This is a genomic window from Collinsella aerofaciens, assembly GCF_039758965.1.
GTDB classification, from domain to species: domain Bacteria; phylum Actinomycetota; class Coriobacteriia; order Coriobacteriales; family Coriobacteriaceae; genus Collinsella; species Collinsella aerofaciens_BR.
This window is the reverse complement of record NZ_JBDMSL010000028.1, coordinates 1-18486: the sequence shown is the minus strand read 5'-3', so window position 1 is coordinate 18486 and position 18486 is coordinate 1. Positions and strand designations below refer to the sequence as shown.

The 18486-nt window shown below is 52.9% G+C and carries 15 protein-coding genes; 9 read left to right on the top strand and 6 right to left on the bottom strand.

Annotation, left to right across the window (positions count from 1 at the left end; genetic code table 11):
- The first annotated feature begins 123 nt into the window (after nt 1-123).
- Genes ABHU32_RS08875 through ABHU32_RS08860 form a run of 4 tightly spaced genes read left to right on the top strand, consistent with a single transcriptional unit; the run spans nt 124 to nt 5185 of the window.
- The gene (locus ABHU32_RS08875; RefSeq protein WP_346979678.1) at nt 124-1788 is read left to right on the top strand and encodes a B12-binding domain-containing radical SAM protein; all 1665 of its coding nucleotides are present in this window, start codon (nt 124-126) and stop codon (nt 1786-1788) included.
- The gene (locus tag ABHU32_RS08870) at nt 1785-2984 is read left to right on the top strand and encodes an MFS transporter (RefSeq protein WP_346979677.1); all 1200 of its coding nucleotides are present in this window, start codon (nt 1785-1787) and stop codon (nt 2982-2984) included. Before ABHU32_RS08875 ends, ABHU32_RS08870 begins: the two co-directional genes overlap by 4 nt.
- Complete coding sequence (locus tag ABHU32_RS08865; RefSeq protein ID WP_346979676.1) at nt 2968-4209, top strand: hypothetical protein; 1242 nt, start codon at nt 2968-2970, stop codon at nt 4207-4209. Before ABHU32_RS08870 ends, ABHU32_RS08865 begins: the two co-directional genes overlap by 17 nt.
- Nucleotides 4190-5185, top strand: a complete 996-nt coding sequence (locus ABHU32_RS08860) for a ThiF family adenylyltransferase (protein ID WP_346979675.1) — start codon at nt 4190-4192, stop codon at nt 5183-5185. The genes ABHU32_RS08865 and ABHU32_RS08860 overlap by 20 nt, the downstream gene beginning before the upstream one ends.
- A gap of 1260 nt (nt 5186-6445) precedes the next feature.
- Here the strand turns inward: ABHU32_RS08860 and ABHU32_RS08855 are convergent.
- Both ABHU32_RS08855 and ABHU32_RS08850 read right to left on the bottom strand, forming a co-directional pair.
- Nucleotides 6446-7711: an ATP-binding protein gene (locus tag ABHU32_RS08855; RefSeq protein WP_346979674.1), complete on the bottom strand. Its 1266-nt coding sequence runs from the start codon at nt 7709-7711 to the stop codon at nt 6446-6448.
- Between the two features lie 188 nt (nt 7712-7899).
- A complete protein-coding gene (locus ABHU32_RS08850) occupies nt 7900-8088 on the bottom strand; it encodes a helix-turn-helix domain-containing protein (protein WP_229030448.1) in 189 nt (62 codons plus the stop codon).
- A 169-nt stretch (nt 8089-8257) separates the two neighbouring features.
- Here ABHU32_RS08850 and ABHU32_RS08845 point away from each other — a divergent pair, with 169 nt between their 5' ends.
- From ABHU32_RS08845 to ABHU32_RS08835, 3 genes are all read left to right on the top strand, one after another.
- Nucleotides 8258-11608: a CAP domain-containing protein gene (locus ABHU32_RS08845; RefSeq protein WP_346979673.1), complete on the top strand. Its 3351-nt coding sequence runs from the start codon at nt 8258-8260 to the stop codon at nt 11606-11608.
- A gap of 47 nt (nt 11609-11655) precedes the next feature.
- Nucleotides 11656-12309, top strand: a complete 654-nt coding sequence (locus tag ABHU32_RS08840) for a hypothetical protein (RefSeq protein ID WP_346979672.1) — start codon at nt 11656-11658, stop codon at nt 12307-12309.
- A 144-nt stretch (nt 12310-12453) separates the two neighbouring features.
- Nucleotides 12454-12633, top strand: coding sequence for a hypothetical protein (locus tag ABHU32_RS08835; RefSeq protein ID WP_346979671.1), 180 nt, complete (start codon nt 12454-12456; stop codon nt 12631-12633).
- A gap of 872 nt (nt 12634-13505) precedes the next feature.
- On the opposite strand, the gene ABHU32_RS08830 is transcribed toward ABHU32_RS08835, so the two are convergent.
- Nucleotides 13506-13745, bottom strand: a complete 240-nt coding sequence (locus ABHU32_RS08830) for a hypothetical protein (protein ID WP_117818421.1) — start codon at nt 13743-13745, stop codon at nt 13506-13508.
- A 493-nt stretch (nt 13746-14238) separates the two neighbouring features.
- Between ABHU32_RS08830 and ABHU32_RS08825 the strand changes: the two genes are divergently transcribed.
- Both ABHU32_RS08825 and ABHU32_RS08820 read left to right on the top strand, forming a co-directional pair.
- A complete protein-coding gene (locus ABHU32_RS08825; RefSeq protein ID WP_195544857.1) occupies nt 14239-14790 on the top strand; it encodes a ParA family protein in 552 nt (183 codons plus the stop codon).
- On the top strand, nt 14791-15090 hold the full coding sequence (locus ABHU32_RS08820) for a hypothetical protein (RefSeq protein WP_238023167.1): 300 nt from the start codon (nt 14791-14793) through the stop codon (nt 15088-15090).
- Between the two features lie 1133 nt (nt 15091-16223).
- On the opposite strand, the gene ABHU32_RS08815 is transcribed toward ABHU32_RS08820, so the two are convergent.
- The 3 genes from ABHU32_RS08815 to ABHU32_RS08805 form a co-directional block, all read right to left on the bottom strand.
- Nucleotides 16224-16823 (bottom strand): hypothetical protein, encoded by a 600-nt coding sequence (locus tag ABHU32_RS08815; RefSeq protein ID WP_346979670.1) that lies wholly within the window; start codon nt 16821-16823, stop codon nt 16224-16226.
- A 187-nt stretch (nt 16824-17010) separates the two neighbouring features.
- Nucleotides 17011-17169, bottom strand: a complete 159-nt coding sequence (locus tag ABHU32_RS08810; protein ID WP_195241079.1) for a ribbon-helix-helix domain-containing protein — start codon at nt 17167-17169, stop codon at nt 17011-17013.
- A gap of 439 nt (nt 17170-17608) precedes the next feature.
- Nucleotides 17609-18064, bottom strand: coding sequence for a hypothetical protein (locus ABHU32_RS08805; RefSeq protein ID WP_346979669.1), 456 nt, complete (start codon nt 18062-18064; stop codon nt 17609-17611).
- Between the last annotated feature and the right edge of the window lie 422 nt (nt 18065-18486).

Sequence of the window (18486 nt, the reverse complement as noted above, 5' to 3'; positions counted from 1 at the left end):
TCTGGACTTCGGCATTGATGTTGATCAGGTTATACAGCGCCGCTGCTAAGGTCTGATAACACAATCGCCTCCGTTTAATGTGACGGAGGCGATTCCTATTCGCCCGAAAGAAAGGAGCTCAAGTTGAAGGTTGATTTCACTCTGATCAATCCGGTGAATCACTACAGGAAGACCCTTGTTGATAATCTGGCCATCTTGAATCTAAGGGCCGTTTCTGAAGCAGCGGGATTTTCAACTCACGTTATTGACTTTCAGCGTAAGTTCCTCGAAGAAGAAAAGACTTTTTCAAAAGAAATCTATCGGTGGTTCTCCGACGAAATAAAAGCAATCGACTCCCATGTTTTTGGTGTTTCGATCATGAACGCCTCTTATATCTGGGGCATCATGATAGCGAAGATTATTAAACGGGCGCATCCCGAATCGGTTATCATATTTGGTGGTCCCCAGATCACTTCACTTCGAGAAATGGTTTTTCAGGATTGTCCCGAGGTTGACTTTCTATCGATCTTTGATGGGGAAGAAACCATCCCGCTTCTACTCGAATATATTGCTTGCGGCGCTCAGGGCGATTTACCTAAAAATTCGATTTCTAAAACCGGGGATTCTGGATTATGCGAGTTGATTGAATACGACATTAACAACCTTCCGGAACTCGACTACTCCAATTCATACGGCATGAACGTGGTCAACATTGAGGCAGGTAGAGGTTGCCCGTTTAATTGCTACTATTGCTCATCCAGAGTGCTTCTCGGTCAGAAAGCGCGATTTCTTAATGTCGACAAACTGCTCGAAACCTCGCAGCGTGTCTACGATTGCATGGCAAAAACCGGCACTCTTTCTTCAATTAACTATAATCATGATAACTTTTTAGCATCGCACAAGTACTTCTTTGAATTTGCAGTCAAAAAATATGCAATGAATTATGATTTCAAATACAACTGTGAGGGACGAATCGATACGATAACTCCCGAGATCATTGGCCTACTTAAGGCAACCGGATGTATCTCCGTATTTGTTGGCTTGGAAACTGGCTCGCAAAGAATACAGCGAATCTGCCGGAAAAACCTGAATCTTAAAAAAGTAATTCCTACCGTAAAATCCATCATTTCCTCTGGCATGAGATTCGAAACCAATTTTATCATCGGTTTTCCAGAAGAAACATATTCCGAAGTACTCGACACCCTTGCCCTTGCTCAAGAAGTCGCGTCGACCAGTTTTATGTCAAACGTTGACTTTTCCTATATGAGCCCAGAGCCTCTTACTGATGTTGCTCAAGGGATGAATAAAGAGGATTATATCATCGTAAAAGAATCTCAGTATTACTTAGATTTACTTGCTGCCGGAATTGACCCAAACAGCCTGTCACCTCTTCATTTCAATCATCTGTACACAGTCAGAAATGAAAATTACGACATTCTTGACGTGCTCGCGCGTGCCGATACGTATTTTGATTTGATAAACCATTTTAAATTCGCAACCTACCTTATGATTCATCGAGATGGTAGAAGCATTGAAGATATTTTTGAAATGTGTCGCGATCGTGATGCATTTGCCGTTGCAGAAAGCTATACGGCAACTCTAGATCAAGCTGGTGTGTATTATGCGGTTTCTTGTTTCGAAATCGACCGGCTGGCAATAGTTCGTCGAGAAGAAAGAGCGCAGGATGTCCTATTCTATCGATACCCTGTTCAAAAGCTTTATCAGCTCTTCATTGAGACTATGAACATTTCAGGCTTCGAATCAGTGGCGAGCACCCCGACAAAAATAGTCGTTAGGAGTGCCAAATGAATAAGAATGCCACTGCGCAGCTGCACATCTATTCCGCCTTTTTCATTCTCGCGGGATTTGTTTTAAATCGGGGAGTGTTTCTACTTTTCCTTGCGGAGAAAGGAATGTCCGTCACGGAAATCGCACTTTATCAAGCCCTGTTTAACATTGCAACGGTCGTCCTCGAGCTGCCAACAGGGCTGATAGGCGATTTCTTTGGAAAGAAGTTCTCGATTCAAGTGGGCGTGCTGCTGCTTTTCTTCCATACGGCTGGCATGCTGTTGCTCTCAGGCCCCTTTCTCGTCGCGCTTTCCCTTGTTGAGGCACTCGCCTACTCCCTTCAATCGGGATCCGAACAAGCACTTTTATATGAAATTGCCCGAAATGCCGGTCAAGGAGAGCGCTTCCTCACCATCAACGCTCGGCTGCTTGCCGCGCAATCAATCGCGACGGGAGTGGCAATCGTACTTGGATCATTCATTGCCCAAGTATCTTGGAGTGCCCTCTACGTATGCGTTTCCGTTTTCTATCTCCTGCAGCTTTTCCTTCTGTATCCCATTGAGGGGATGGAAACGACCCATTCCAAAAACTCTGGGGAGGAAAGGTTTGACGCAGCCAAGGTCTTCAGACGCGAAACCTGGTGCATTGGAGAATCCGCTTTTGCGGTGTTGCTTCTTCTAATCGGCACAAGCATGCTCGATGGATTCTATGGGAGTTATTACAACTTGAATCAGTTGGTATTCGACGCATTTGATGCTCCCGTCTCCATAATAGGAATCTTTTTCGGTGCATCCTATGCAGTAAATGCGACGGCCTACATTGCAGCAGATTTCTTCTCATCGCGTTTCGGGAAAAGAAATACCATGCTCGGCTCGATGCTAATCGAGGCCGGTCTTTTCATGATTCTTCCGTGGTTCGCTTCAAATCCGCTGTGTTTGTTTGGCCTTAGCATGGTGCTTTGTTTTCTCCCAGAAGTGGTGTACATCACTTCGGAAAACTTAATCCAAGACGCGATAGCGGACGATCTCCGCGCGACGATCCTTTCCGTCGCGTCTCTGGTAAGGGCTCTCTTTTCTGCAATGTTTTTCTCCATATTTGGATATGTGTTGGGGTTATATCCCATTCAGATAGCGCTCGGTGTTATTGGCGCAATCGCGATAGCAATTACCGCCGTTGTTTCTTTAAAAATGGTAGGAATACATGTCTCCAAGAATTGATATATCGATTGACGAGCTGCCCGAAGCGTCGAGCCTTCTTGATGGACATGACTATTCGTCACAAATCATTCAGCGTATCGCCGGGGTTCCAGTAATACTCGATGCATCGGGATGCCCTCATTCCCCTTTTTTCGAAGTTGAATATGATGACAGGACGATTAGGTTTACAAGTCGACATGATAATGAGCATATTGTCGAGTTGGGGAGGAAGCTTGACTACGTCCATCACAATTGCAGCGGCTTTCTAAAGACTTTCTTTTTGAGAATAGATGTAATTGATGGTCACTGCTATTCGCTAAGCAATCATGCAAAGTCGCTGTCCATTGCATTCCGGACCGGAGGAAGGGTGGGACCATTTTTACATCTCCTCTCTTCTCACTATTTTTGTGTCAATGATTTTTCTGTTACGCAAATCGGAAGGCAGGAAGTCAAACTGAGCAGCGCTGCGTGCACTCAGACTATGACGATAAAGCGCATCGAGAATAGATGGATTGACGTCTTGTGTTTTCTTCTCGGAAGAACCATGGCAAGCTGCAATACAAACATGCCCTTATTAATTGAGCGCTATTGCAAGAGCGCGCGGCTGCACCATGGATTATCTGGCATAGAGGCTGTTATCGTTTTTTCAAACAAGCACTCTCGCTATTTCGCCGACGAAGAAGGACGTAGGAACATCCTCTCTCTCGTTGACACAGAGGCAATCAGAAGACTTCTGTCGCCGAAACTGAAAGATCCTTCCTTCGATTACGGCGTGAATAAATCCGATGAACAAAGAGAGATAGCTGCGAAATTATCAATTTCATACGACAAATACTACCCCAATAAAAAGATTGTAAAACTTATAGCGCTTCAATTAGCATCGTCAGGCAGGTATCATCCAAAACTCATGTCGAGTGATTATTTCTCTCCTCAATCGGATTGGGCGGATGTACACCTGCTTTTAATTCCGAATACTTTCAATGACCCTATTTTTATCTACTATCAACTCGCACTACTGACGGGCTTGGGCAACCGAATGCGTCTCCAAAAGTATTTATCGGTTTTGAGCAGGTATTTTTCTGGCATGATTTCGCGCCAGGCGTTTAACGAGAGAGCCGTCGAACTGTTTGGCGAGGCTGCGTGTTTTCTGCCGATCGGACGACTCTCCAGCGCCTTCTTCATGCGAAACACTTTTCCAGAAGAAGGCTTGAGGGAAAGGATATTAAATGTTCTATTGGAACGATAGTGCTTATATCAGGAGAGATTCCAACGAACTTATATTGCAAGGATTAAAATCGCGAGTGAGGGTCAAAATCTCTGATTTGAGTACAAATCTTTTTGAGCAGCTCGCCAAACAAAATATGATAGATGAGACGAACCTTGAAGCTCGCGAGCAACGATTCTTGCTAAGGCTCAACGAACTTGGTTTTCTAGAGACTGAAGAATACGAGCTGGAATCACCCCACTCGAGGACAGCTCGCTTTTTGTCTTATTATTCCGACGCTCCGCTGACGTTACTTAAGCAAATCGGCGCCGTTCATCTTGCCATCGTTGGTATGGGCGGCATAGGGCAGGTGGTGGCGGAGCATTTGGCTGCTGCTGGAGTTCGGCATTTTACATTAATCGACGGGGATCGAGTTGAGAGGTCAAACGTAAATCGTCAGTTTCTTGTTGGTCCCGACGAAATAGGAGAAGCAAAAGTAGAGGCAGTTTCCAAAACACTTGTTAATCGCTATCCAGATCTTTCGCTTAATCCAGTTGCGTCTTACGTCCGCTCTGCCGAAGAACTCATGCGTTGCGTTCCTTCGAGGACTTCAATGCTTGTTTGCGCTGCAGACAGTGGGGAGGGGGTCAATCCCAGGTCAATAGTTCTTGAAGCATGTATAGAAAAGGACATCCCCTGTGCATTTTGTGCTGTTGGAGTAGCTGATGGGGAAATTGGTCCTATTCTCGAAAAGCAAAGCGATATGAAATCCTATCTCTCTTTCCTCCAGCGAGCCGAAGAGAACACAGTCCGCATGCCCGTGCCAAAGGGATCAATTTGTTTTACGAACACTCTTGTGGGAACTGCGCTGGCAATGGAGATATACCGATATCTTTGTACAGGATCGAGCCCCATGCATCAACATACATGCTTCTGCTCCTTCATGAACTTTAAGGGTTTAATGTACAAGAGGGTAGGCAGCGAGAATGATACGAATTCTGTAAAGAAATCCCTGTGAAGCATTGGCTTGACAATGTCTGACGGCGCTGTCGGACATCTACGCGTGGGACAAGCGAGTACCGCGAGCGATTTCAGGCCACTAGTGGCCCCAGCTGCGGCTTTGCCGCAGGTTCGATGTCAGACATTTTCAATGTCTGACATCGAACGAAGCTGGCGTGCAAAATGGCCTCACAAGGCCATTTTGCACCGTCTCAGGGGCGCGATTCAGGGTTTGCCGCTGCGTCCGTTATCGTAATAATCTCCCGCAGGTACCACCGCGCACGCCGCCGTACCCGTGTCTTTTATCGTAATAATTTGAAACTGGCTCCTTTTCTCCCTTGTCCGCTATCGTAATAACAAGGCGCGCGAGTGTCCTTCCCCCGGTCCAAGGGCGGAGCCCTGGCAAGCGCCAAACCGCCCGGGTCGGCGGCAGATTTGTACACACATTTACGATGGGGGTACAAGTATGCGTCTCTTGCGAGATTTTTAATCTCACAGCACATTTCACGGCAAACCATCGCCGCGCTTAGATCGCCTCGATGTCCGGTAGCGAACCTTTTACCGAGACGCACCGGAGACATTGCGTAACTGTGTCATGCCGCAACAATGTAAAAGTGTGACTGCCGAACTGTGTAATAACGCAATAACGTAACAACGTTATTGCGTCACTTTTTAACGCCGCCAAGGGCGCCGGGTTTTTAGGGCAGAGCCCTAGTGCGCCGCTGGGCTTTGTACGGCGGCGCACGACACTTGCGGAAAATTTTCAGGCGCGATTAGTTCAATGTTCAATTGTTCTGCTATTCCACAGTCACGTTGTTCTGTTATTTCGATTTGCCGTAATCGCACAGCTACGCTACTACGTAGTTACGTTATGACACAGTCGCGTTGTGTCATAGTTCGGTTCCGCAAGAGTCGTACGCCGCCGTACAAAACTGCGTTTCGCCCGGCGGCGTACGTTTTAGGGCTCTGCCCTAAAACCCGGCACACGGCAAAACGAAATAACAGAACTATGTAATAACGACATTACGTAAATACGGCATTGCTGAAAAAGTGAATACCGATAAATCCAAAGGCCGCATTGAGACAGACGGGCGTGCGATAAGGGGCTCGCGGCGCATCGGGAAGGGGCGTTCTGCGGTTATCGCAGGCCCCGGCGAGGATGCACCGAGGTCGCTTCCGGAGTTCATGCAGGCGATGGGTGAGCGAGACGGTCTTCTTCGCATCGACGCTGACAGCGAGACAATCTGAGAGGCGGCAGGGATGTCGGAGGGCTGACCCCTTACATGCCGAGCACGTCGATTGGGACGACGGCCACGCCGTCCGATGTCACGTGCGACGGCATCCCGTATCCGATGATGACGCATTTCGCCGCAGGCGGCCTCTCCCCGCGATTGACCAGCTTTCGCTCGAGTCGAAGCAGATTTTCCACTGCCTCTGGGACTTGGGGGCTCCCAAGCTTGACCTCAACGGCAGCCCACGAGCCGTCACGACGATGGACAATCGCGTCGACCTCCAGGTCGTCAGCGTCGTGGTAGTGAGATACGGTCGCATCGCTGGCTGCCGCGTAAACCTTGAGATCGTGCAGCACGAGGGATTCGAAGAGCAAGCCAAGGGTCTTCGGATCGGATGACAACGACTCCGGGTCCGCGCCGATGAGGGCGACGGCGAGCGATGGGTCAGCAAGGTGCCGCTTTGCGCCCTGCCGCAACTTCACCGGCGACCTGAGAGCCGGATGCCACGCGGGGACGTCGTCGACGATATTGATACGGCGCAGCGCGCCCATGTAACCGGTAATCGTATTCTTTGAGACGTCAACGCCCAAATCCCTTCCGATGGACCTCATGCCGGCAAGGGTCGATTCATTGCGCGCAAGCGAGGAGAGCAAGGCCCTTACCTTAACCGGGTCACGTTTCACTCCATCCGCCCTCGAAACGTCAGACTCGCAAACACCGTCAATATAGGCAGCGGCTATCCGCATCGCGTCGGCAGTCGTCTTACCGACCGCTTGGGGCCAACCGCCGCGGCAGAGCAAATCAGCGATACCGGCGATACCGGCGATGGATCCGAGTGACGCCGCAACGGGATCGCCGGCGAGCAGCGCCCCAAGCGAGACCGCTCCCGACGAAATACCGAGCTCGAAAAGCGTCATGGTATCCATCCGCAAACGGGCGATTCGACCCACACCGCTGTGCATCGGCTGGTTCTCGGCTCGTGGCGTCGCAGATCCGGTGAGAATGAACTGTCCGGGCTCCCCTCCCCTGGCATCGCATTCGAATCGCACGGCATCCCATAGCTTCGGTTCCTCCTGCCATTCGTCGACAAGCCTCGGGGTCGGTCCGACAATTGCCTGGGCCGGATCGAGACGAGCGAGCTGGAGGGCCGCAAAACCGCCAGATGGGTCGGAGAGAGATAACGATGACTCGGCAAATCTCTGGGCTGTCGTTGTCTTTCCACACCATTTCGGCCCCTGAATGAGCACTGCACCAAAAATGCCAAGGTCGCGCTCGACCAAGCAGTCAACACAACGTCCTATATACCTATCCATCGGCTTTCCCTCCAATCATTCATTTGAAATTATAGCGTCTATCTGCGTCGCTGGGACAAATAACGATTACTTATTGGGACGATTGACGGTAATTTATTGGGACGATTGACGATAGCTCGTTGGGACGATTTCCATTTTCTTAAGGCACTAATCAACGAGACCCACTGTGAACTATGAGACGGATAAATTTAGCTGACGCCTCTCATGAGTTCAGCAATGCTGATTTGAAATCCGTCGGCAATCTTCTTGAGATTTGAGAGGCTGACATTACGCCGACCCACTTCAATGCTCGCGTAGTAGGAACGATCCATTTCAATCAAATTGGCGAACTGCTCCTGACTGCACCCGAGTCCAGCGCGGAGCTCTTTGCATCTCATGCCGAATGATTTCTGAAGCGTCGTATCCATGACAAAAAGAGTCATGGATTGTTGTATAAAAGCCAACGGACTATATACAACAATCCCAGTTAAGGCGCATAATTATCTCTATTGGAAAGCGCTCTGATGCCCAGTCGGATAGGGCACGGAAAAGGAATGGAACAGCACAATGACCCAGGGAAAGCACTTCGCTGCCGGTGGCGATCACTTCGCCGCACTGCCAAACAAAAAGATTCACACTCCGAAGGGGATCGCGCGTCTGACCGTCACCGCGGCGACCATGGCCGCCATGACCGGATCGAGCCTCATCTCACCGTTCACGGCATTCGCCCAGACCGGTGACGGGGGCACACAGCACCCCGCCGTGATGTCGCCGATCGCCGCCCACGCCGGCGCGGCATCCGGTACCGGCGCGAAATCCGCCGCACAGGCCATCGCGGACCTGCAGAAGGCGGTCGACGAGGCGAAGGCGAAGGAGGACGCCGCCAAGGCATCCTACGATGAGGCCGCCGGTCCCTACAACGAGGCGGCTTCCGCCCGCGACCAGGCCAAGGCATCCTACGATTCGGCAGTCAGCGCCGGCACGACAGCCGACCGAGCGGCAATGGACGAGTACGCCCGTCAGGTCGCGGAGGGCAAGGACGCCGCCGATGCTGCCGGCAAGGACCTCGAGCAGGCGAAGGCAGGTCTCGCAGACGCCAAGGCCGATGCGTCCGAGAAGGACGAGGCGTACCAGTCCGCCCTCAAGGCAGCCCAGGATGCCAAGGATGCCCTCGATAAAGCCAAGGCAGATGCCGTAAGCGCCACCCCGGAGGCAATCAGTGCCGCCGAACAGGCTGTGCGCGACGCCCAGTCTGCCGTGGACAGGGCACAGGTTGAACTCGCCAACGCCAACGCTACGCTTGCCGATGCCCAGTCCAAGCTGGTTGCGGCCCAGTCTGCAAAGGATTCCGCCGATTCCGTCCTTGTCGCAGCCAAGCAGAACAAGGACGCGGCGGATGCGAAGGCCGCAGCAGCCAGCGCCGCCTATGAGCAGGCGAAAGCCGACCTCGCCGCAGCGGAGGCAGGCGCCAGCGGTCCGGAGTACGATGCGGCAAAACAGAAGGTCGCGGACGCGGAGGCAGCCCTCGCTGCCGCACAAGCGACACAGTCCCAGTGCGAGTCCGAGCTCGAGCAGGTACAGTCCGCTGCGGCAACGGCACAGGCCGACCTGAATGATGCCCAGGTGGCCCTCTCCGTAAAGCAGCAGGCCGCGGCCGATGCCGAATCCGGTGTGAACGCCGCCCAGTCCGCTCTCGATGCCGCGAACGCCGGCCTCGATGCGGCCAAGCAGGCGAATGCCGACGCCGTCGCCAAGCTTGACGCCGCGAAGCAGGCTGTCAAGGACGCCGAGTCCGCCAAGGCAGCCGCCGATGTAGAGCTTGCGAACGCCAAGGCCGCAAAGGATACCGCAGACGCCGCCGTGACCGCCGCGCAGCAGAAGGTCGACGAGGCACAGGCAAAACTCGATTCTGCCGACGCGCAACTCAAGCAGGGAGCCATCGGCTTCTTCCGTGCCATGGGTGCCGATTCAGCCATCGAGATCATCCAGAACTGCACATACAAGGACTACACCGAGGTGGGAAACAGCCTCGACGCGACCAGTCTCGACAACATGCTCGCGGCAATCCCGTACATGAAGTCCATCAACGAGTATCGCAAGTCCGTCGGTCTCTCTGAGCTCCAGGTCACGTACAAGCTCATTGCGGCGGCGATTGCCAACGCGAACTATTCCGATATCAAGTTTGGGCATTCCATGCAGTTTGATACGAGCGAAAACCTTGCATGGAACTATGGAACCGATCCGAAACCGCAGTGGGTGGACCAAGAAAAGGCTTTCTTCGATCAGGCGGTAAAGGAGCTCTATGGCGTCACCGGGCTAATCGGTAAGGATGCCGTAGATTTCTACAAGTCGCATAGCGGGATTGAATCCTATGTCAACCAGCATTTTAAGGTTGCCGGATATCCCGCAACCGTCGGTCACTACCTGCATGTCATCAGCCCTGAAATCGGCTATATGGGCATGGCAGTCTGCAGCAAGGGAACCATGAACGGCTGGAAGACCGACAGCTTCGATACCGCAAACCTGGGTTGGGCAGGCTCCGGTTGGAACATGAACCCCATGTCCGTCGACGAGTACGAGCAGAAGCTGACCTCCTATATCAACGGCCTCAAGAACGCCAAGAGCGCACTCGACGCAGCCAAGACCAATCTCGCATCAAAGAAGCAGGCGGCCGCCGGCGCCGCCGCAACCGTCCAGCAGAAGCAGGTCGCAGCGGATTCCGCACAGGCAGACTTCGATGCCGCGAAGCAGGGCGTCGCCGATGCCCAGCGTGCCGTCGATGCCGCCAATGCTGATGTCGCCGCCAAGCAACAGGGCGTCACGGATGCCCAGGCCGAGCTTGATGCGGCGAAATCGGACCTCGATGTCGCCAACGCGGCAGTCGATACGGCAAAGTCGACCGTCCAGCAGAAAAAGAATACCCTCGATGCTGCCAACGCAGCTGTAACGACCGCACAGTCCAAACTGGACTCCGCCAAGGCGAACACCGCATCCAAGCAGCAGGGCGTGGACGATGCGAACGCCGACCTCGCGAAGTTCTTCCAGGACATCGCCGACGCCAAGAAGGCGGTCGATACAGCAAAGAGCGTTCACGACGCGGCGGCAGCCGACCAAGCCGAGAAGGCGGCGGTCCTCGCAGCCGCCGAGCAAAAGGCGGACGCCACCGCACGCGCCCTCGCGGATGCCCAGCGTGCCGTCGATGCCGCAAAGACCGACACCGGCGTTGCCGCCGACAGGCTCACCGGCTCCCAGACCGATCTTGTGGGCGCACAGTCGAACCTCGACATCCTCACCGATCTTGCCGCGAAGCTCGCAGAGGCACAGCAGCGCGAGCAGGATGCAGTAAAGACCGTCAATGACACCAAGGCCGCCCTCGATGCCGCGAAGGCGGATACCGTCGCCGCCGAGTCCCTGGTCTCCGCCGCCGAGCAGGCGAAGGCGCAGGCAGACGCCAAGCTGTCGAAGCTGAATTCCATCGATGCCGGCGCGGCGATCGCTTCCGGCCATGATGTGAACGCGGATGACGCCCTCAACGCGCTTTTCGCCGCAGCAGTCGAGGCACGTGCCAAGGTCGCGCCCGCCAAGGCCATCCTGGACGAGAAGCAGGCCGCGGTGGACGGGCTCCAGCCCGGCTACGATGCGGCACTCGCCGCCTACGAGCAGGCGAAGTCCGACCGCATCGCAGCGGAGCAGAAGCTTTCCGATGAGATTGCACGACAGGAGGCAGAGGAGGCGGCAAAGCAGCAGGCGGCATACACCCCGAAGCACCTCGCCGGCACGGATACCGCCCAGCCCGGCAGCCTCGCCCAGACCGGTGACCGCGCGGGACTCATCGGCGAGACGTTCGTCATCGGCGGTACCGTCCTCGTGGCAGCCGGCGTCTTCCTCGATCAAAAGAAGCGCCGCGAGCAGATGTAAAAGTGAACCGGGCGTTGGATATCGGCTAGTGTCCAACGCCCGGTTTCATGGACGGAGAGATCGGTGTGAGAACAAAGGCTATTATCGTTGCGCTTCTGGTGTGCCTTTCGGCACCTCAACTTGGATGTGCCAGCGTTGCAAAGCAAGGAAGCGGCCCTACGGAAAGGGCCGCCACAGCGGTAAAGAATAAAGACAAAAAGAAGCCAAGCGAAGAAAAGGCGACGCAAACCTCTGGAGCCAAGACCGAGGAGAAGAAAGAATCTGACGGCAAGGACCAGAAGTCCGATGACTCCAAGAAGGAGGATAACAAGTCTTCCGATTCCTCGAAGTCGAACAACAAGGGCGATTCCTCCCAGTCCAAGCAGAATTCCGGCAGCAACAATTCCTCTTCCAACGGCGGCAGCCAGAAGAAGTGGGTTGCCGAGCAGGGCCACTGGGAGACAGACTATGGACAGGTTTGGGTTTCCAACTGGGTTTACACGACACATCCCCGCTATTGGGTAAACCACGGTGGAACTATGGTAGGGCCCTTCGATTCATCCGATGCCGCCTATGCTTGGATTATTAACGATGGCGAAAACGGCGGCATCGGCGGATCTGTCGTAAACGACTCCTATGAAACGAAAGAGGACCAGGGACATTATGAACAGAAGGCTACGGGGCAACATTGGGTTGTCGACGTCGCCGGCCACTGGGAGTAACGCGCATCGTTCCTATCCTCTTACGTTCGGTAAATGTTTATTTATTTGTGGGCGGCCGGTTAGGCCGCCTTTTTTAGACGCCCAGTCTGGGGGCAAACGATAGGAAAGCAATCAAACGAGAGGCCGTTCCAAAAGAATCCGGCGGTGCCGGATTCTTTGGGCAAAACCTTCCGCAAATCGGTAAGGTCTTCCATCAACTTGCTCCAGCCCTCGCCCGGAGCCCGCTGCGCGGGACTCATCGGCGAGACGTTCGCCATCGGCGGTACCGTCCTCGTGGCGGCCGGCGTCTTCCTCGACCGGAAGAAACGCCACGGGCAGATGTAGGGCAAATCGCACAACGACTCGGAAAGGGGAATCCCGCAAAATGGATTCCCCTTTTTCGTCTCGCCAGCCACGGTTCGTTGAGGCAGCTTCAGTTTAAGGACCACAGATTAAACCGATTTACAACTGTGACCATATGACTGTGCGCACATGTTAGCATGGTCATATGGTCACCTATTTACAGCTGCGATTATGCTGCAATAACTCAACCGTTAGTGCTTATTAAACAGCCAATCGAGGCCAGGCTTGCCCAGTGTTTGGCGCATCTGCCCCACCTGAATCTCCGTCTCCACGCCATCCTTGCCGAAGACGGCGCTCATGTTCTCAGCGGTCGGGATGACCGTTTTCACTTCGCCGTGGTGAGGTCGAAACGTTGGCTGCTGACCTGGTTCTCAATATGGATCTGACCATCGGATCCAAAGACACTCTGGAGCATGGCTGCCTCCTTGCAAGAGGCTGTCGCCCCCAAGATAACAGACGGGCGGATCCGGCGCAGCATATAACGCTCGGTAATACATGACCATGTTAATGTAGTCATATGTTCACGTATTACAAGCTGGGATCTCATGTATTAGAGCTCGAGACGCGCCCGTGCGTCCTTGGCGTCTTGCGTCCGATCGTCATCAAATGGCTCAAGCCGGGCTGGCGCGATGAGTGGGATGAGGTCGTGAGGCGGATGGACGCCGGCAGCGTCACACCCATCCGCCTCACGGACGATGAGACCGCGCGGACGCCGGAGGCCGTGGCCATCAGGGCGCCCGGCGGGGAAATCATCGGGCTCGATGCGTGGGACATGGCAAAAGTTCTTACCGGAGCCTATGGTCCCGACTCTCCCGGTCGTATTCCTACGATATCGCCCCCAAATCACCAATGTGTCAGATAAAGAATGATGCAATGGCTATGATCACGCCTACGGCGGATGCGGCGACTGCGCCTTTTTTCCTCTCCTTCAGCCCGACGAATAGGGTTGCCGTAAAGTAAAGGGCGGAAATGCAGGATATGGCAAGCGAAACGAATTCCTTGGGCGGTTTCAGCAAAAGGTCGCTAGCAAAGAGTAATGCAAGCAGGGCAAAGCCGATTGTGTTCAAGTATCTCGATTGATTTTGCGACAGCATGGAAACCGCCTTTTAGAACATGTAAGTGAAAAGTCGGTACGATGTCATTGCGGTTGCAAACAAGCCGCCGCCAGGACCGGTTGTTACGAGACCGGCGATAACGCATTTTCTCGGTTTCCAGCTCATGACAGACCCCTCTCTCATGGTGAAACGCATACATTATGAGATATGCACATTATCTCGCCAATTAATTTCAATATCCATCATCCAACTAAAGAATACTGACTCACTGGTTCAGCGACGATGCGTTCTTACCCTTGCGTTCCCACTCGCCGCGTCGGCGGTCGGAAGGGTCTCCGTCTCGCAATCAGCGACCTTGTAACCGTATCTGATGACTGTAGGTTAAACCAACCCACATCCATGAGCACGTTAATGTAGTACCATACTAATTACTTAACATGCTCACGTATTTCTACCTGCGTCTTAGAATTACTTAATGTAGTCACATGTTAATGTGCTAATATATGACTACGCTATTCAGAAAGGGGAGAACATGGCGACGAACATCCTGCTAGTCAACCAGAAGGGCGGCGTCGGCAAGACGACGTTCGCCGACGAGATCGCCTGGGGCCTCGAGCGCCGCGGCCACAAGGTCGGTTTCGGCAACCTGGACCCGCAGGGCGGTGCGAACCACGAGAAAAACCTGCTCGACGACGAGGACGCCGTGAACGTCATCGACACACCGGGCTTTTTGAGCGACGACACCGCCGAGTACGCCAAGAATGCGGATATCGCGATTATCCCGGTGCAGCCCGGAACGCTGGGCCTGAAGCCCATGAAGCGAACAATCAAGGTCATCACCGAGGCCAATCCCGACTTGTCGTTCGCAATCATCATCAACAACTTCGCCGGCAACCAGACCGTGGACAGACAGTTCCTCGAACTGCTCGAGGCCGACGACCTTCCCGTGCTGGGCACCGTACCGACCGCGGCGGCCTTCAAGCAGGGCGCGGCGCTGGGAAAGCCCGTGTATGAAATCGCCAAGAACGGCAAGGCCGCCCAGGCGATTGAAAACATCCTGAACGAACTGGAAGAGGTGCTGTAAATGGCAAAGTTCAAAAAGGCGACCTCCTACTTCGATGTCGCCGCGGAGAAGGCCGAGGAGAGGCAGCAGAAAATCGTTGAAAGCGCATCTGAGCCCCAGAAATCGGCTCCACAGGTACGGAAAGCCGGGCGCCCGAAAAAGGGCCTTGAAGGGGCATCTGAGAGGCTTGTACAGTTGTCTGTATACGTTCCCGAGAGCTACCGCAAGCGATTGAAGCAGGTCGCCCTTGAGGAAGACAAGTCTGTTTCCGATATCGCTCGGGAGCTTTTCGATCGCTATCTGGCCGAAAAGGAAATCTAATCGGAATCACGGGTACCGTCAGGTGCCCGTTTTCTTTTGTATGGGCCTCTGAGAGCCGATTTAAGACCCCGTTTTATCTATCAGTGAGAAAACGGTCGGACCTCACCGATAGGACGTCTTATTTTCGATTCTGTAGCTCCCTGCCGGTAATTGAAGTGAGGTTGACCAAATGTCGGTATCCAGATCAACCGGAAAACGGATTCGGCGTCATTGCCGAATTGTAGGGCTTGCAACTAAGTGGGATTAGTTCGCCCGGGGAGCCGAAGGCGACGCCGGCGCTGAGGGCTGACAGCGACGTAGTCGGGGAGCTGGGGCGTTAGCCCCCACACTTTTGGCCGAAGGCCATGCCAAGGAGCCGAAGGCGACGCGAAGTGAGGCATAGCCGAACGGAGGGCAAGGAGGCGCAGCCGACGCGCAGGGAGCCGTAGGCGACCGGAGGGCGAGCGTAGCGAGCGCCAAGGAGCGGTAGTGACGCGGAGCGAACGCAGTGAGCGGAGGGCAAGGGCGATGGCTTTTCTTGTTTGTATATCGTTCGATCATTAAGTGCTTTCTAGTGGATTTCTTTGTTTCCCTCTTGAGCTCAGACTAAGTGAATCTAATTCACTCTAGTCAGACTTGGTGGGTTGTATGAACCCATAGTTGTGGTTATTTCAACCCATAGTTGTGGTTATTTCAACCCATAGTGCATGGGTTAACTGAACCCATAGTTGGCATGGGTTATTTCAACCCATAGTCTCGTGAGACAACCCATAGTTGATAAGTTGGCCCAGGTTAACACAGGCTCAAACTATGGGTTGAAATAACTATTTCGGTACTTTTTGGCGTTTTCCGATCGCTTTCTATGGGTTGAATTAACCCATAGCCAGAAAAGTGGCTTAAATTTTCTATGGGTTCTTTCAACCCATAGCTCTACCGTCACAGAAAAGCATCCGCGATCCCTGTGAGCAAGTCTATGGGTTGTCCTAACCGATAGACTTGCTGAAGAACCGTTATTTAACCCCCTATCAATAAAATTATTTTTCGTCTAACTATGGGTTAAAACAACCCATAGTTAGACTGTAGGTTGTTTTAACCCATAGTTTGTAAGGAAAAGAAATAGGGCTATGGGTTCATACAACCCATAGCCCTTCAAACTAGGCAGAATGCTTTGCGTCCCACTGAGCTTTGCGTTTCGCCGAATTCTCAGCGCGTTGCTTCTTCTTGCCCTCCTCGACTTCGAGTCTGCGCTTAGCGATCGCCGTCATATCGAGCCGGTACTCAACCGATTTGTTATTCCCGCGCGGCGACTTAATCAAAAGACCGAGTTCGACAAGCTTGTCGATTCTCTTTTTAACATTCGAGCGATCCGATTTGACGTCCGCCGCCATGGTGGCAAGGCTGATGTAGCAGGTTGATTTGTAGACGTCCTTGCGCTGGAACGACCAAATCCGCCCCATAATATCGGTGTCGAGCCTAGGCAGACCGAGCTCGAGCATCCATGGCGGCTTGATGATCGCGACCTTCTCGCTGACCATATCCTGCACCATGTGGGCGACACGGGACGATTCATCCGATGCCCGGCGAAGTACCTCGCGGTGACTCTCACTATTGGCCATGGCGGCATCTGTGACGGCCTGATTCGCGAAATCGGACGCCGTCCCCATTCCAGACGGGTTTGCGGGACCGGACGGGTGGCTATCCGTGTCCCACGGATAGCCACCGCCCACATCCGGTTTTAAATTTCTTGTATCCATAAACTAGCCTCTCGTTGAGGCTATCTAGCCATCAGTCGAAGTGATGCCATAGTATTTTGGTAGTACTTCAACATAAGGACCCAAATCAAAGCATACGTGTGCTAGGATTGCAGGTAACAGGCCAGAAAGCCACATTTGAACATGGAAAAAGCCCTTCTTACTTGCCGGTAGGGGGCTTTTTTCATATCTATTTTTGCTCTTTAACACGCTCCAAAAACTCGGAAATAGCGATCGCCGCCATAGACGACTTGGCTACACCGCGACTCTTCGCGTAGTTATCGAGATCACGCCAAATTTCGAGAGGCAGAGTAACCTGGATTCTTTTCTTCTCCTCGGCCACTGCCATAGACAATTACCTCCTTCGTTGAACAAGCGAAATCGTACCACTACTGATTGAAACAAAGCGTATCACAAGTACTGTCTAAAATACAAACTAACACAAAGTGGTACACCTAAATTCGCTAAATCTTTCCCTCCGGTCAGATAGGCGCTCGAGTTTCCAAAAAGGGCACAGGAAATTGCCAAAAGGGGCACAGTGAAACGTCCCTAGAATCAGCTGTTACGATAAAAACAAGGGGGTAACTCCGCGGACACGGCCTAGCGCGCTGCCATCCAGTGCCGATTCTGCCATACTCGCAATTCGGCGAGGATGAGGAGTATGAATTGATCGGGGCTTATAGGACAAAATGTGTCCTATAAGCCCCGAGGATGACGATTCCAATACGGACGACACCAAAACCGGCATCGACGGCTCCATGGACGATTCGGATTCCAAATAGGCCCTGTTAGCTGAGCTGCTTCTTTGCCGGATTCGTATGCGAAACCGCTATACCTGTGGCAATTGCCATGAGGCAGCTTGCGACGAGTCCGTACTCATACTTCAAAATGTTTGTTGCGGTCAGGGCGATAATTAACACTGTCAGAATTTGCAGAACTATCGTTATTGCGAAGAGATTTATTCCTTGTTTGGCCGAAGTCGCTGAATGAGTCTGGCTTCGTTGATTCAGGTTGAAGCAGACAACAAAAGCGACCAGTTCGCTTGATAGGGGGCCGACTACATAGAAAAAGATTGCGTCAATGAAGCCTATAGTGTTGTAAGTGTTGTAAGTTGTTTCGCCGGAAAACACAGCGTATAAAGCATATCCAAATCTTGGCTGATTCATGTATGAGTACGAAAAGACGAAGAGCGTCAATATTGCTACTACCAGAAGTGCATTCAGGACAAATCGTTTGCTTTTCATCGATCGCTCCTTCCGGGTGACTCTTATTTGTAATTCTACAGCAGCCATTTGTTTTTCAAAGAATTTGACTGTCCTAAATAACGTGCACTTTCGCTGGAGGGTCGCTGTTTGGCGGCCCTCTTTTTTGCACAGGCGCGGTGGGATGGTAATATCGGGCGGGAGTCAGCCGCTCTGATAGAATCGTCCTTGCTGTCGGCAGCCCTCGTGCCGGGCAGAGCCCTCCATTTGATGGGAGGTGATGCCCATGACCGATTTCACCGAGCTCGTGAAGCTCCTGACCGCTATGGTCTCGCTCCTCACGGCCCTTGTCGGCCTTTCCAAGGCACTCAAGCAGGGTTCGAAGCCCAAGACGATATGAGAAAGCCATTTGGGCCGCCTCCCCCGCGGCGCAGCTTCTTTCCGCGGGCTCGGGATGCCACAAT

Excerpts from the sequence above, each read along its gene's own strand:
- ABHU32_RS08870 (WP_346979677.1), top strand. The coding sequence starts at position 1,785 with ATGAATAAGAATGCCACTGCGCAGCTGCACATCTATTCCGCCTTTTTC.
- ABHU32_RS08865 (WP_346979676.1), top strand. The coding sequence starts at position 2,968 with ATGTCTCCAAGAATTGATATATCGATTGACGAGCTGCCCGAAGCGTCG.
- ABHU32_RS08860 (WP_346979675.1), top strand. The coding sequence starts at position 4,190 with ATGTTCTATTGGAACGATAGTGCTTATATCAGGAGAGATTCCAACGAA.
- ABHU32_RS08855 (WP_346979674.1), bottom strand. The coding sequence starts at position 7,711 with ATGGATAGGTATATAGGACGTTGTGTTGACTGCTTGGTCGAGCGCGAC.
- ABHU32_RS08850 (WP_229030448.1), bottom strand. The coding sequence starts at position 8,088 with ATGAGATGCAAAGAGCTCCGCGCTGGACTCGGGTGCAGTCAGGAGCAG.
- ABHU32_RS08845 (WP_346979673.1), top strand. The coding sequence starts at position 8,258 with ATGACCCAGGGAAAGCACTTCGCTGCCGGTGGCGATCACTTCGCCGCA.
- ABHU32_RS08840 (WP_346979672.1), top strand. The coding sequence starts at position 11,656 with ATGGACGGAGAGATCGGTGTGAGAACAAAGGCTATTATCGTTGCGCTT.
- ABHU32_RS08830 (WP_117818421.1), bottom strand. The coding sequence starts at position 13,745 with ATGCTGTCGCAAAATCAATCGAGATACTTGAACACAATCGGCTTTGCC.
- ABHU32_RS08825 (WP_195544857.1), top strand. The coding sequence starts at position 14,239 with ATGGCGACGAACATCCTGCTAGTCAACCAGAAGGGCGGCGTCGGCAAG.
- ABHU32_RS08820 (WP_238023167.1), top strand. The coding sequence starts at position 14,791 with ATGGCAAAGTTCAAAAAGGCGACCTCCTACTTCGATGTCGCCGCGGAG.
- ABHU32_RS08815 (WP_346979670.1), bottom strand. The coding sequence starts at position 16,823 with ATGGATACAAGAAATTTAAAACCGGATGTGGGCGGTGGCTATCCGTGG.
- ABHU32_RS08810 (WP_195241079.1), bottom strand. The coding sequence starts at position 17,169 with ATGGCAGTGGCCGAGGAGAAGAAAAGAATCCAGGTTACTCTGCCTCTC.
- ABHU32_RS08805 (WP_346979669.1), bottom strand. The coding sequence starts at position 18,064 with ATGAAAAGCAAACGATTTGTCCTGAATGCACTTCTGGTAGTAGCAATA.